The sequence below is a fragment of the Pseudomonas sp. TMB3-21 genome, from assembly GCF_054898145.1.
Genome location: NZ_CM142718.1, coordinates 4,750,005 through 4,763,247, shown reverse-complemented (window position 1 = coordinate 4,763,247; position 13,243 = coordinate 4,750,005). Strand labels below are relative to the sequence as shown.

At 59.5% G+C, this 13,243-nt stretch carries 11 protein-coding genes; 5 read left to right on the top strand and 6 right to left on the bottom strand.

Features of this window, described 5'->3' with window-relative positions:
* Positions 1-1,035 precede the first annotated feature (1,035 nt).
* Positions 1,036-2,658 (bottom strand): MFS transporter, encoded by a 1,623-nt coding sequence (locus ACYZTS_RS21580; RefSeq protein WP_028622138.1) that lies wholly within the window; start codon positions 2,656-2,658, stop codon positions 1,036-1,038.
* Positions 2,659-2,726: 68 nt separating this feature from the next.
* A complete protein-coding gene (locus ACYZTS_RS21575; RefSeq protein ID WP_461991938.1) occupies positions 2,727-4,433 on the bottom strand; it encodes a GMC family oxidoreductase in 1,707 nt (568 codons plus the stop codon).
* Positions 4,434-4,555: 122 nt separating this feature from the next.
* Between ACYZTS_RS21575 and ACYZTS_RS21570 the strand changes: the two genes are divergently transcribed.
* The gene (locus ACYZTS_RS21570; RefSeq protein ID WP_461991936.1) at positions 4,556-5,452 is read left to right on the top strand and encodes a LysR family transcriptional regulator; all 897 of its coding nucleotides are present in this window, start codon (positions 4,556-4,558) and stop codon (positions 5,450-5,452) included.
* A 246-nt stretch (positions 5,453-5,698) separates the two neighbouring features.
* On the opposite strand, the gene ACYZTS_RS21565 is transcribed toward ACYZTS_RS21570, so the two are convergent.
* Both ACYZTS_RS21565 and ACYZTS_RS21560 read right to left on the bottom strand, forming a co-directional pair.
* A complete protein-coding gene (locus ACYZTS_RS21565; protein WP_461991935.1) occupies positions 5,699-6,799 on the bottom strand; it encodes a DNA alkylation repair protein in 1,101 nt (366 codons plus the stop codon).
* Positions 6,799-8,610 (bottom strand): monovalent cation:proton antiporter-2 (CPA2) family protein, encoded by a 1,812-nt coding sequence (locus ACYZTS_RS21560; protein ID WP_461991933.1) that lies wholly within the window; start codon positions 8,608-8,610, stop codon positions 6,799-6,801. Before ACYZTS_RS21560 ends, ACYZTS_RS21565 begins: the two co-directional genes overlap by 1 nt.
* A gap of 185 nt (positions 8,611-8,795) precedes the next feature.
* Between ACYZTS_RS21560 and ACYZTS_RS21555 the strand changes: the two genes are divergently transcribed.
* A complete protein-coding gene (locus ACYZTS_RS21555; RefSeq protein WP_028622133.1) occupies positions 8,796-9,104 on the top strand; it encodes an RcnB family protein in 309 nt (102 codons plus the stop codon).
* Between the two features lie 49 nt (positions 9,105-9,153).
* Here ACYZTS_RS21555 and ACYZTS_RS21550 read toward each other — a convergent pair whose 3' ends face one another.
* Positions 9,154-9,477 (bottom strand): protealysin inhibitor emfourin, encoded by a 324-nt coding sequence (locus ACYZTS_RS21550; RefSeq protein WP_461991931.1) that lies wholly within the window; start codon positions 9,475-9,477, stop codon positions 9,154-9,156.
* The gene (locus ACYZTS_RS21545) at positions 9,474-10,538 is read right to left on the bottom strand and encodes a M4 family metallopeptidase (RefSeq protein WP_461991929.1); all 1,065 of its coding nucleotides are present in this window, start codon (positions 10,536-10,538) and stop codon (positions 9,474-9,476) included. Before ACYZTS_RS21545 ends, ACYZTS_RS21550 begins: the two co-directional genes overlap by 4 nt.
* 147 nt (positions 10,539-10,685) lie before the next feature.
* Here ACYZTS_RS21545 and ACYZTS_RS21540 point away from each other — a divergent pair, with 147 nt between their 5' ends.
* The 3 genes from ACYZTS_RS21540 (at position 10,686) to ACYZTS_RS21530 (ending at position 13,193) form a co-directional block, all read left to right on the top strand.
* Complete coding sequence (locus ACYZTS_RS21540; protein ID WP_461991927.1) at positions 10,686-11,024, top strand: FKBP-type peptidyl-prolyl cis-trans isomerase; 339 nt, start codon at positions 10,686-10,688, stop codon at positions 11,022-11,024.
* Between the two features lie 109 nt (positions 11,025-11,133).
* Positions 11,134-12,354: a putative DNA modification/repair radical SAM protein gene (locus ACYZTS_RS21535; RefSeq protein ID WP_461991926.1), complete on the top strand. Its 1,221-nt coding sequence runs from the start codon at positions 11,134-11,136 to the stop codon at positions 12,352-12,354.
* Positions 12,351-13,193 (top strand): TIGR03915 family putative DNA repair protein, encoded by an 843-nt coding sequence (locus tag ACYZTS_RS21530; RefSeq protein WP_461991924.1) that lies wholly within the window; start codon positions 12,351-12,353, stop codon positions 13,191-13,193. The genes ACYZTS_RS21535 and ACYZTS_RS21530 overlap by 4 nt, the downstream gene beginning before the upstream one ends.
* Positions 13,194-13,243 lie beyond the last annotated feature (50 nt).

Sequence of the window (13,243 nt, the reverse complement as noted above, 5' to 3'; positions counted from 1 at the left end):
TGCGGTGTGTGGTGGCCATCTCTTGGGCTGGTGTACATATCCATTGCTGCGGTGATGGCTGATATTGGTTCCGCTCTTACAGCGGGTCACTTGGAGAAGCGCCAAGTAACCAAACGCTCTTGCCCCTGACGTCCGGTGGCTCGCCAAGGCTCGCCATGCCTTCGCTCCGGTCCTGCTCCGTGGGCCCGGCGCGATCGGCCATCCTTGGCCGTGCGCGCCTAACCCGGCATCCATGCCGGGTTGCCCACTGCGCAGAACCTCCACTCAGCCTCCCGACGGGACGCTAACCGCCACAGCCGCCGAGGCGGCCTGGTAGCCGACCTGGCTCACGTTATTCCGCCCCCACACAAATCCGTGTAGCAGCTGGCGCAGCCTGCGTCCGGCTGCGCAGCAGTCGTAAAATCAGGCGGCGCGGTTTGATAGATAAACGCATGCTCGGGATCGAGTACGACGAAAACAACGACCACCACGACGACTGCTGCGCAGCCGGACGCAGGCTGCGCCAGCTGCTACACGTTCTGTGGCGCGTCGGGCTGAATGGGTCTAGCAGACGAATCTGGGAGCTGCTTGCTTTGCTTTGCTTTGGATCTTGATGCTGATCTGGATCTGCCCCGTCGGAAGGCCGAGCGCAGGTTCTGCGCAGTGGGCAACCCGGCAAGGATGCCGGGTTAGTCGCCCCCGGCCATGGATGGCCGATGGCGACGGGCCCACGGAGCAATGCTGGAGTGAGGGCATGCCGAGCCTAGGCGAGGCACCGAATGGCGGGGCAGAGCGCTTTGGTTACTTTGGCGCTTTTCCAAAGTGACTCGCCGGAAGGGCGAAACCAATAGCAGCCTTAACCGCAAAAACGGATATGTACACCCTCAAAACAACCGTCGCCCAACCCACCGCCATCGTCGGAACGCCGCCCGGAGCAAGCCCGGCTCCCACATTTGATCGGGTGCATTCGCAAGCAAGTGGTCGCCGACACGCCGGGCGCTATATTGAGCAGGCTCGTCGCCATGTAAGCATCAAGCCTGCTCCTTTCAGCCCCAATCAGTTGGTATCAAGATCCACATTCTTGGTCTCGCGCAAACAGATCATCCCCACCACCAGGCTCACCCCGGTAATCACCACCGGGTACCACAACCCATAGAAAATATCCCCGGTATACACCACCAGCGCGAACGACACTGTTGGCAAGAAACCGCCAAACCAGCCATTACCGATGTGATACGGCAGCGACATCGAGGTGTAGCGAATCCGTGTCGGGAACAATTCCACCATCAGCGCCGCCAACGGGCCGTAGCACATCGCCGAGATGATGATCAGCGCCACGATCAGCGCCACGATCATCGGCTTGTTGATCGCCTGAGCATCAGCCTGGGACGGATAGCCCGCCAGGGTCACCGCGCCGCGCAGAGCAGCTTCATCGTAGCCGTCGATTTTCACGTCGCCGATGCTGACCTGCACGCCGCTGCCGGCAGGGGCCGCTGCGCTGGAATAGGGCAGGCCCTGCTTGACCAGGAAGGTTTTGACCTTGTCGCACGGGCTGTCGAATTTCGCCTTGCCCACCGGATCGAACTGGAAGGTGCAGGTCGCCGGGTCGGCCAGCACAGTGATCGGCGCCTGACGGCTGGCCTGATCAATCGCCGGGTTGGCGTAATGCGCCAGGGTCTTGAAAATCGGGAAGTACAACGCGGTGGCCAGCAACAGCCCGATCATCAATATCGGTTTGCGCCCGACCTTGTCCGACAGCCAGCCGAAAAAGATGAAGAATGGCGCGCCAATCATCACGCTGACGATCAGCAAACTGTTGGCCAGCGCCGGGTCCATGCGCAGAAACTGCGTAAGGAAGAACAGCACATAAAACTGCGCCGCGTAAAACGTCACCGCTTGCCCGGCGTTGATGCTGAAAAGCGCAATCAGCACGACTTTGAGGTTTTCCCATTTGCCGAAGGAATCACGCAGCGGCGATTTTGAGACCTTGCCTTCTTCTTTCATTTTCACGAAGGCAGGGGACTCGTGCAGGCTCAGGCGAATCCAGGTCGAGATGCCCAGCAACACAATGGAAAACAGGAACGGCAGACGCCAGCCCCAGACTTCAAACTGATCGCCGGTGAAGTAGCGGCAGCCCAGCACCACCAGCAGCGACAGCAGCAGACCGAGGGTCGCCGTCGATTGAATCCAGCTGGTGTGAAAGCCGCGTTTACCCATCGGCGCGTGCTCAGCCACATACGTCGCGGCACCACCGTATTCGCCGCCCAGCGCAAGCCCCTGCAGCATGCGCAGCACCACGAGGATGATGGGCGCGGCGATGCCGATACTGGCGTAGGTCGGCAGCAAGCCGACGCAGAAGGTCGCCACACCCATGAGGACGATGGTGGCGAGGAAGGTGTATTTGCGCCCGATCATGTCGCCCAACCGTCCGAATACCAGCGCGCCGAACGGCCGCACGATGAAGCCGGCAGCGAACGCCATCAAGGCGAAAATGAAAGCCGTGGTGTCGTTGACCCCGGCAAAAAACTGCTTGCTGATGACTGCCGCGAGGGCGCCATAGAGGAAAAAGTCGTACCACTCGAAGACCGTCCCGAGTGATGAGGCGAAGATGACTTTTCGCGTATCCGGGGTGGTGATCGCACCGGGCACGGCTTCCAGAGGCTGCACATGTTCTGACATATCGGTATCCCTCACAGTGATTGTTTTTGTTGTTCCACTGTCGGCGCCGGCCTTGTGGTCTGGCGTCGCTACTGTCCATTCAACGCTATCTGCATCGGTCTTTCCGTTACTACAGTGTCCGTGGATGATGACGGGTGTGTGGCAAACGCCTTTGGCGTGATGATGCTCCTGGTATCTGGTTCCAGAATCAGTTGCGCAGCTTTTTCAGCAATCATCAGCGTAGGCGAACATGTGTTGCCCGAGATGATGCGCGGCATGATTGAAGCGTCGGCGACGCGCAGGCCGGGAATACCGTGAACCTTGAGTTGCGCATCAACCACCGATTGCTCGTCATGACCCATGCGGCAAGTGCCCACCGGATGAAAGATCGTCGTGCCAATGCGCGCGGCGGCTTCGTGCAACTCTTCCTCGGTCTGCAAACTGTCGCCCGGCAAATATTCGACCGGTTTGAATGCTTGCAGGGCCGGCGCGGCCACGATGCGCCGGGTCAGGCGAATGGCATCGGCAGCGACGCGCAAATCTTCCGGATGGCTCAGATAATTGGGTTGGATCGACGGCGCGTCCTGCGGGTCAGCCGAACGAATATCGACACGGCCGCGGCTTTGCGGGCGCAGATCACACACCGACGCAGTGAAGGCGGGGAAGGCGTGCAACGGCTCGCCAAAGCGTTCGAGCGACAGTGGTTGCACGTGGTATTCGAGATTGGCCGAGGTCTGCTCCGGCCCCGAGCGGGCAAACGCACCGAGCTGACTCGGCGCCATCGACAGCGGGCCACTGCGGTCATACAGATAGCGCAAACCCATGCCCATTTTGCCCCACACACTGCCGGCGATCTGATTCAGGGTGCGCGCGTTTTCCAGCTTATAGATCAGGCGCAATTGCAGGTGGTCCTGAAGATTGCCGCCCACGCCGGGCAACTCCATGGCGACGCCGATGCCGAGTTTTTCCAGCAGCGGGCGAGGGCCAATGCCGGAGCGCTGGAGGATGCCCGGCGAGCCGACGGAGCCAGCGCACAAGATGATTTCCTTGCGGGCCTTGAACGTCCTTGCCTGGCCTTGCCACTGAGCCTTGACCGCGGATGCCCGGCCGTTTTCTAGCAGTACGCGGTCGACTTCGACGCCGGTCAACACGGTCAAATTGGGCCGTTGACGGACCGGTTTGAGAAAAGCCTTCGCCGCGTTCCAGCGGATCCCGGCTTTCTGATTGACCTGAAAGTAGCCGCAACCTTCGTTATCGCCCTCGTTGAAATCGTCCACGCTGGCAATGCCGCTTTGTCCGGCAGCGCTGCGGAAGGCATCGAGAATTGGCCACGACAGCCGCTGGCGTTCGATGCGCCACTCGCCGGCAGCGCCGTGGAATTGCGAGTCGCCGGCAAAGTGATTTTCGCTTTTCATGAACAGCGGCAGTACGTCGTTCCAGGCCCAGCCCGAATTGCCGTCGCCGGCCCAGCCATCGTAATCGCTGGCCTGACCGCGCATGTAGATCATGCCGTTGATTGAGGAGCAACCGCCCAGCACCTTGCCGCGTGGGTAGCTCAAGGCCCGTCCTTGCAGGCCGGGTTGCGACTCGGTTTTGAAGCACCAGTCGGTGCGCGGGTTGCCGATGCAGAACAGGTAACCCACGGGAATATGAATCCACGCGTAGTTGTCGCGGCCGCCGGCTTCGAGCAACAGCACGCGGTGTTGCGGCGAGGCCGAGAGTCGATTGGCCAGCAGACACCCGGCCGGTCCGGCACCGACCACGATGTAGTCGAATTCATCAAGGGAAGTCTGCATCCCTGACCTCTTACTGTTGTTCTTGTTGCCAGTCATCCTAGTTGTTAGCTTTCGTTAAAAGAATGTTAGTTTTTGCGCAGCTGCTGTGCATTTTCAAACAGCAACTCTTTCAAGGAAGGTTCATGTTTGACTGGAATGATCTGAGGTTCTTTCTCGAATTGCAGCGCAGCGGACGCTTGCTCACCGCTGCCCGGCGACTGAACACCACGCATGCCACGGTGGCCCGGCATATCGAGGCCATTGAAAAGAGTCTCGGTACTGCGTTGTTTGTTCAGCACGCTCAGGGCTACGAGCTGACCCCCGCCGGGGAAGCGCTGCTTAAACACGCCGAAGCGATGGAAAATGTCGCACTGCTGGCTGAAGAAGAGATCACTCAGTCGACGGCGCCGCTGGGCAAGATTCGCGTCGGCGTGACGGAGGGGCTGGGCATCATGTTTCTCGCCAGTCGCATGAATGGGCTATTCGAGCGTTACCCGGGACTGGAAGTGGAACTGGTGGCGGTGCCACGCTTTGTGAGCATTCTCAACCGCGAAGCCGAGATCAGCATTCACCTCGAGCGCCCGGCCGCGGACATGCTGGTTACCCGCAAGCTCTCTGAGTATCGACTGGCGCTGTATGCCAGTCAGGCATATCTCGACCGCTCACCGCCGCTGCGCAGCCGCGAAGACCTCGGGCGGCACGCGTGGATTGGTTACGTCGACGACCTGCTGTTCAGTCAGGAACTGAAGTTCCTCAATAGCTTCTGCCGCAATCCGCAGGTGGTGTTCCATAGCACCAGCGTCATCGCCCAACAACAGGCTGCACGCTCCGGGCTGGGGATCGCGGTATTGCCGTGCTACATGGCCAGCGCCGATCCGGGCCTGGTGGCCCTGTTGCCGGACGAGAGTATCCAGCGCAGCTACTGGATCAGCACCCGACGCGAGTTGCACAAATCCGTGCGCTTGCGCGTGGTCTGGGATTACGTGGTGGAATTGTGCGAGCGCGAGCAAAACCTGTTGCTGGGAATGCCGGCTCTGTAGAAACACGCTTGCTCGCGAAAGCAGTTCGTCAGTCGCTGATATCTGACGGCTGTACCGGCCTCATCGCGGGCAAGCCACGCTCCCACAAGGGGCGGCTCTGTGCGCGAATTCTGAGTCTGCCACTCAACAAGCTAACGACGCGATCCCTGTGGGAGCGTGGCTTGCCCGCGATGGCATCGGCTCAGGCGACAACAATAGTGACTGACACCACGGGCAAGCCGGATCGCCGCCGCGCTTGCCCCTACATCACGAAAAAATTTCAAATTCACTGCTGGCCAGGCGTTCGCCGTTGACCAGGATGTGCACGGCATGGCGTCCGGCGTAATGCTTGCGCGTAGTGAGTTCCTTGATCTGCTGACTGCGAGCAACGAATTCGCTGGCCTTGCCGGGCAGTGTCAGGGCTTTGAGTTTGAACACCTTCGCCGAGGTGCTGCCGTTGGCTTTTACGTAGTCGATGGCGTAATCGATCACCAGCCGCTGACTGTTCTCGACAGTCGATTTGACGGTGAACGACAGGGTGATTTTCTCCCCGAGCCTGACGACGGCAGGTTCAACTTGCGCATCAATGATCTCAACCTCAGGTTTACCGCCCGCGCCAATGATCGCCAGTGCGCGGTTATTGCCCTGTTTGATCAGGCTGCGCAGCGCATGTTTGGCGATCCAGGCCGTGTGGCGGTTCTCCAGCGACCAGCTTTCAATGAGGTCAAGCACCCACTCGGAGTGGTCCTTGGTGATGTCGTTGAGGTGATTGGCCACCGACTTGCGCACGTACAGGCTTTCGTCGGCCTTGAGGTTATCGAGGATCGCCGCTGCAAACGCGGGGTCCGCCTGAATGCGCTCCAGACGGAACGACCACGGCAGACGTGGCCGGCAGCCTTCACTCGCCAGTCGCCGCACATGCTCATTTTCATCCAGTGACCACTCGTGCATCACCGCCAGGGTGCGCTCGAAATGGCTGCGCAGAAAATACCGGATCGCAAACTCAGCGGAGCCGAAGGTAGTGAAGTATTTGAGGGCCGCCATCGACCGCTCGAACGAACGGCCACCGTACAGTGCGACGTAATGTGGCAAGGCAATGCTGACGAATCCGCTGTTCAGGCGCGGTGCGAGCGCGTAAAGCACATCGATTGATTGTTCGTAGTTAAGTGGCAACACCGCATGCAGGGACTCGCTGACCCGGGCCATGCGCTGCATGATCGACAACTCGGCGAGTCCCTGGTTAGCCATTTCAAGGAATGTTTTGGCGTTGAACGCGGGATAGACCGCAGTCATTTCTGTGGCAATGTGCTCAAGGCGGGCGGCGTTGAAGATTTCCTTGAGGGCTGGGGCGGGTTGTTCGGCAGCCATTATGAATTCCTCGCCGATTGCTCTTCCAGCTGATCCGACTCAAACAGCTTCGCCAGTTCCGCCCGTGCTTCCTGGGCTGTCTGCAGCACCTTCGCGGCATCGTCGTACACCGCGTGCTGCGCCTCCAGAACTTGTTCATCGTGATGCTTGAAGCGCTTGATCCGTGCATCGGCCTGCGCTTGGGTCAGACCCAGGCCGACCAGCGTACGCCGGCTCATTTCGAGGCTCGAATAATACGTCTCGCGAATCGCCTCGGCGCCGAGGTCGACCAGCCGGTGCACATGCTGACGGTTACGGGCGCGGGCGATGATCTTGATGTGCGGGTACAAGCGGTGTACGACCTCGGCCGTTTTGATATTGGTTTCCGGGTCGTCCGTGGCGATCACGAAATATTCGGCCTGCTCGACTTTGGCCGCTTTCAGGATTTCCGGGCGCATCGGGTCGCCGTAGAACACCGGCACGCCACCGAAACTGCGCGACAGCTCGATGGTTTCCACCGACGTATCGAGGGCGACGAACTTGATGTTCTGCGCCCGCAGGATGCGCGCCACGATCTGCCCCATCCGGCCCATGCCGGCGATGACCACACGCGGCTCGTCGGTATCGATCTCGCGAAATTGTTCCGGGACCACCACCGGTTGCACCTTCGGACTGACCAGTCGCGCGCACAGCAACAGCAGCAGCGGCGTAACCGCCATGGAAAGGGTGATTGTCAGCACCAGCAAGTCGTACAGACGCGGTTCGAACAAACCCTGATCGCGGCCGATCTTGAACACCACAAAGGCGAATTCACCGCCCGCCGCCAGCACAATGCCGAGGCGAATCGCACTCACCTTGCCCAGACCGCCGGCCAATCGCCCGACGACGAACAACAACGGCAGCTTGATGGCGATCAGCAACAGCGTCAGCCCCAACACGGTAATCGGCGCAGTGAGCAGCAAGCTCAAGTTGGCGCCCATACCAACGCTGATGAAAAACAGGCCCAGCAGCAAACCTTTGAACGGTTCGATCTGCGCTTCCAGTTCGTGGCGATACTCGGAATCCGCCAGCAGTAATCCAGCCAGGAACGCCCCCAGCGCCATGGACACGCCGACCTGATCCATCAACCACGCCGTGCCGATAACCACCAGCAACGCCGTGGCTGTCGAGACTTCAGGCAAACCGGTTTTGGCTACCACGCGGAATACCGGGCGCAGCAGATAACGTCCGCCGATCACCACCACGGCAATACTGCCCAATACGCGCAAGCCGAGATTGATGTCTTCGGCCGTGCTGGTGGTGTGATCACTGCCGGCCAGCAGCGGCACCATCGCGATGAGCGGAATCGCAGCGATGTCCTGGAACAACAGAATCGCGAACGCCAGCCGCCCGTGGGGGCTGGTCAGTTCCTTGCGCTCGGCCAGGCTTTGCAGGCCAAACGCGGTGGAAGAGAGCGCCAGACCGAGGCCCAGCACGATGGCGCTGTTCAGCGGTTGCCCGAAGACATACAGCGCAACCACGCCGATCACCGAGGCCGTCAACACTACTTGCGCCAGGCCGACGCCGAACACCGCTTTGCGCATCACCCACAAACGTCGCGGCGACAGCTCCAGACCAATAATAAACAGCAGTAACACCACCCCGAGTTCCGAGAAATGGCTGACGCTTTGCGGATTACCGATCAAACCCAGCACTGACGGGCCGATGATCACCCCGGCAAACAAATACCCGATCACCGCCCCCAGTTGCAGGCGCTTGGCCAGCGGAACGGTGAGCACGGCCGCCAACAGGAACACGACGGCGGCTTGCAACAGGTTGCCTTCATGGGGCATGGGGAACTCCAGAACTCGATACGGCGGGGTCGACAAGGATAAGGCGTGATTCGAAGAACGTCAGCCTGAGACGTGGAAGATTGTATAAATGAGCGGTTGTTGCGGATTTACGCGCATCAATACGGAATGTTTCGTTACCGCCGCAGTCGGAGTGCTGTCATGAAAACATTACCGGAGGTTCACCCATGAACAACAAGACCCTTATTGCCAGCCTTGCCCTTGTTGCCGGGATGGCCGGTGTCAGCTCGATGGTTCAGGCAGATGAACCGCATAAAACCGTTCAGCCTAGCTCTACCAATACCCGTGAGCTGGTCGAAAACGATCGCGCCCCGGACATTTACATGCGTGCCGACAAGGCCATCGACTGGAAAGCCAAAGGCCTGAAAGCGCCTGGCAAAGAAGAGCAGTGGGTTGAGAACAATGGCAAGTACATGCGCGTGAAGACCACTAACGGCACGATTGTGGAAATCACCCCAGTGAAGAAGCAGAAGTGACTTCACGGTGAATGCCTTTCTGGCCAGGGAGGGCCAGAACGTTACGCGTTCAGTTCATTTCCCCCTTGTCCCACAAATGCACCAACTCGCCAGGCGCCTTGTCCTCAGGCACTTTCAGCACCATCCGGTCATCCTTTTCATTTAGGCGATAGCGCACTTCGATTTCATAGAAGCGCTGGTCATTCTTGCCCGGGCTTTCCTGAGTCAGCGGCAGGCAGTCCTCCAGCAACGTACAGATGCGAGTGCGCTGAGAGATATCGCATTGCGCGAACTCGATTTCACGAGGGCGTGAAAGCGCATGGATCGGCGCAAAACCCCCTTGCCGCGAGAGGCACACCACCGCTTCATCGCCCAATGTCGGCAGAGTTTTCATGCAGCCTCCTCAGTCAGTTTGACCCCCACTTCAGCCCAGGCTTTAGCCACCGCTCGAACCTCATCCGCGCCGAAATTCCTGCGCGCATGAGCCACGGTCAACATCGCGAATTCTTCGAATGTCGCCTCGCTGGACAGTTGTTTGTCGCACAACGTGTCATACCAGATGCGTCCGGCTTTCTCCCAGGCAAATCCGCCCAGCGCCACGGCCGCCAGATAAAAGGCGCGGTTGGGAATGCTGGAATTGATGTGCACGCCGCCATTGTCCTCCTGGGTGATGACAAATTTGCGCATGTGATCCGGTTGTGGATCCTTGCCGAGCAGCGGATCGTCGTAGGCGGTGCCGGGATGCGACATCGAGCGCAATCCGACGCCTTTGATTCTAGGCGTCAGCAGGTCGGCGCCGATTACCCAGTCGGCTTCTTCAGCCGTCTGGCGCAGCACGTGTTGCTTGATCAACACGCCAAAGACGTCTGAAATCGACTCGTTCAAGGCGCCGGACTGGTTGGCGTAGATCAAACCGGCTTCACTTTCGATCACCCCATGGGACAGCTCGTGGCCGATCACGTCCAGTGAGCGAGTGAAACGCTCGAAAATCTCGCCATCGCCGTCACCGAACACCATCTGCGCGCCATTCCAGAAAGCGTTCTCGTAATCCTGGCCATAATGCACGCTGCCGATCAGCGCGAAGCCCTGATTGTCAATGGAATCGCGACCGAATACTTTCCAGAAAAAATCATAGCTGGCGCCCAGGGCATCGTAAGCTTCGTCGACCGCTGGATCGCCTGTGGCGGATTGGCCCTCAAGCCGGGCGGGCATCCCGGGCAGCAGCATTTTGCCCTGCGCGTCATGGACGCTGCGTTGCGCCAAACCAGGTTTGCCAGGTTGCGGCAGAAGTGTAGTGGCCGGCGGGCGTTGCGGCGGGGCGGGAGTGTGTCTAAGTGTGCGCACGTGGGTCAGCGTGGTCAGCGCACTGGAGCGCTGACGCTCGGAACCATGGGCAATGATCCGGTTAAGAATGTAGGGAGGAATGAAACTGTGCAGCGGTCGTGAGTCGGTCATCAGAGCGTCCTTACCCGAGTACGAAGTTGTTACTCATGTGAGCCGGCGGGAGGCTTTCGGTTCCATGGATTGCCATTGACGACCAATTCTGCGAAAACCTCCGTCCACGCCCTTTAGATCTGGGCGATTGTTTTTCGAGTAAGGCGTATGAACGAAGAATTGCACATTGTTGATCTGGAATTGGGTGACGGTAAGGCTGCCGTCAAAGGCGCGCTGATCACCACCCAGTATCTTGGGTGGCTGGAAGATGGTACCGAGTTTGATTCTTCCTACAGCCGGGGAAAACCGTTCCAGTGCGTGATCGGCACGGGTCGGGTGATCAAGGGCTGGGATTTGGGAATCATGGGAATGCGGGTTGGCGGCAAGCGCAAATTGCAGGTGCCGGCGCATCTGGCGTATGGGGAGCGGACGATGGGGTCAATTCCGCCAAATTCGAATCTGGTGTTTGAGATTGAATTGCTGGAGGTGCTGACGCGGGATGATTGATTTTCTCGGTGGGCTCGCGAATTCGCCCAACCCGACCAAGGGTCGGTCTGCGACTTGTTTCCCCGCACCTGAGGCTTTACTGTATATAAACACAGTAAAGGCGTGCCCTATGGAACTCATCGACAAGCTCAGCATCCTCGCCGACGCCGCCAAGTACGACGCGTCCTGCGCCAGCAGTGGCGCGCCCAAGCGCAGTTCCGAGAGCAAGAGCGGGCTGGGTTCGACCAATGGCATGGGTATTTGCCACAGCTATACGCCGGATGGGCGCTGCGTTTCGCTATTGAAAATCCTGCTGACCAATTTCTGTCTGTATGACTGCCAGTACTGTGTGAACCGGCGTTCCAGCGACGTGCCACGCGCGCGCTTTACGCCGGAGGAAGTGGTGACACTGACCATGGATTTCTACCGACGCAATTGCGTTAGCGGCCTGTTTCTCAGCTCCGGGATCATTCGTTCAGCCGACTACACCATGGAGCAGTTGATCCGTGTGGCCAAGCTGCTGCGCGAGGATCATGAGTTTCGCGGCTACATTCACCTCAAAACCATTCCCGAGGCCGACCCGGCGCTGATCGCGGAAGCGGGGCGGTACGCCGATCGCCTCAGCGTCAATATCGAACTGCCGACCGATGCCAGCTTGCAAACCCTGGCGCCTGAGAAGCAGTTGGTCTCGATCAAGCAAGCGATGAAGACCATCTACACCGGCGAACAGACGGTGCTCAATGAGCCACGCTTGCCGAAGTTCGCCCCAGCCGGGCAGAGCACGCAAATGATCGTCGGCGCCGATGACACTGACGACAGCACCATTCTTCACGGCGCGCAGGCCCTGTACGGCAATTACAAATTGCGCCGGGTTTACTATTCGGCGTTCAGTCCGATTCCCAACAGTCCGAAAAGCGTGCCACTGGCTGCGCCGCCATTGATGCGTGAGCACCGTCTGTATCAGGCTGATTTTCTGCTGCGCAGTTACGGCTTCAAGGCGGGCGAACTGTTCAACGGCCCCGGGCATCTGGCGCTCGACATTGATCCGAAGCTGGCTTGGGCACTGGAGAATCGCGAGGTGTTTCCACTGGACCTCAATCGCGCTGAAGCCTCCTTGATCGCGCGGATTCCAGGTATCGGTCTGCGTACCACGGAGCGATTGGTGGAACTGCGCCAGCAGCGGCGCATCCGTTATGAGGATCTTGCGCGGATGCGCTGCGTCCTCGCCAAGGCCAAGCCGTTTTTCATCACCAGCGATTACCATCCGCAGCAGGCCGAAGTCACCAGCCACATGCTTTATCAGCAACTGCGCGACCGGCCGCAACCGCAGCAGATGGGGTTGTGGGGATGATCAATCTGGACTGTGACGACCTGTTCGACGTCTGGCGTCAGCAAGCCCGCTGGCTGCTCAGCCACGAGGTTGACCCCAGTCAGGTCAGCTGGGCCAGTGAAGGCGTAGCCGACCTGTTTGCCAGCGAAAATGCGCCGCCGGATATACAGGGGCCGTTTCAAGCGCGGATCCCGCGAGCACTGCTCGATACCCTCGAAAGTGCTGCGCGCTATCGCGGAGATCAGCGCTGGAGCCTGCTTTACGAAGTGCTGTGGCGGGTCAGTCATGGTGACCGCACGGCGATGATGGCCGGTGACAGACTGGGCAGCGAACTGCAGCGCAGAATCAAGCAGGTCCGGCGTGAAGCTCACCATCTGCATGCTTTCGTCCGCTTCGTCGAAACACCGCTCAGCGAGGGGCCGCAGTACGTTGCCTGGCATGAACCGGCGCACGACATTTTGCACAGCGCCAGTGAGCACTTCATCGGCCGCATGGGCCGCCATCGCTGGTTGATCGCGACACCTCGCGACGGGGTCTATTACGACGGTGAACAATTGATTTACCAGCGACAATGCCCGCCCGAATGGCAGCAACTGGCGAAAAACGTCGATGATCCGCACGGGCAGATGTGGCTGACGTATTACAGCCACATTTTCAATCCGGCGCGGCTGAACCCGAAAGTCATGCAAGGGCATTTGCCGGCGCGGTTCTGGAAGAATTTGCCGGAGGGCGCGCTGATTCCCGGGTTGATCACCCAGGCGCGCACCGGTAAACAACAGGACGGACAAGCCAGCAGCATCAAGGGCAGGGGTGGCAAGCGCATCGCGCTGGGTGAGCTGGAGCGCAATCAGAGCTCATGAAAAAGCCCCCCATCGAGTGAGCAATGGAGGGCCTGGATGTCTCTGGTATC

What these genes read in the sequence shown, in the direction of transcription:
- ACYZTS_RS21580 (WP_028622138.1), bottom strand. Translation starts at nt 2,658, where the DNA reads ATGTCAGAACATGTGCAGCCTCTGGAAGCCGTGCCCGGTGCGATCACC.
- ACYZTS_RS21575 (WP_461991938.1), bottom strand. Translation starts at nt 4,433, where the DNA reads ATGCAGACTTCCCTTGATGAATTCGACTACATCGTGGTCGGTGCCGGA.
- ACYZTS_RS21570 (WP_461991936.1), top strand. Translation starts at nt 4,556, where the DNA reads ATGTTTGACTGGAATGATCTGAGGTTCTTTCTCGAATTGCAGCGCAGC.
- ACYZTS_RS21565 (WP_461991935.1), bottom strand. Translation starts at nt 6,799, where the DNA reads ATGGCTGCCGAACAACCCGCCCCAGCCCTCAAGGAAATCTTCAACGCC.
- ACYZTS_RS21560 (WP_461991933.1), bottom strand. Translation starts at nt 8,610, where the DNA reads ATGCCCCATGAAGGCAACCTGTTGCAAGCCGCCGTCGTGTTCCTGTTG.
- ACYZTS_RS21555 (WP_028622133.1), top strand. Translation starts at nt 8,796, where the DNA reads ATGAACAACAAGACCCTTATTGCCAGCCTTGCCCTTGTTGCCGGGATG.
- ACYZTS_RS21550 (WP_461991931.1), bottom strand. Translation starts at nt 9,477, where the DNA reads ATGAAAACTCTGCCGACATTGGGCGATGAAGCGGTGGTGTGCCTCTCG.
- ACYZTS_RS21545 (WP_461991929.1), bottom strand. Translation starts at nt 10,538, where the DNA reads ATGACCGACTCACGACCGCTGCACAGTTTCATTCCTCCCTACATTCTT.
- ACYZTS_RS21540 (WP_461991927.1), top strand. Translation starts at nt 10,686, where the DNA reads ATGAACGAAGAATTGCACATTGTTGATCTGGAATTGGGTGACGGTAAG.
- ACYZTS_RS21535 (WP_461991926.1), top strand. Translation starts at nt 11,134, where the DNA reads ATGGAACTCATCGACAAGCTCAGCATCCTCGCCGACGCCGCCAAGTAC.
- ACYZTS_RS21530 (WP_461991924.1), top strand. Translation starts at nt 12,351, where the DNA reads ATGATCAATCTGGACTGTGACGACCTGTTCGACGTCTGGCGTCAGCAA.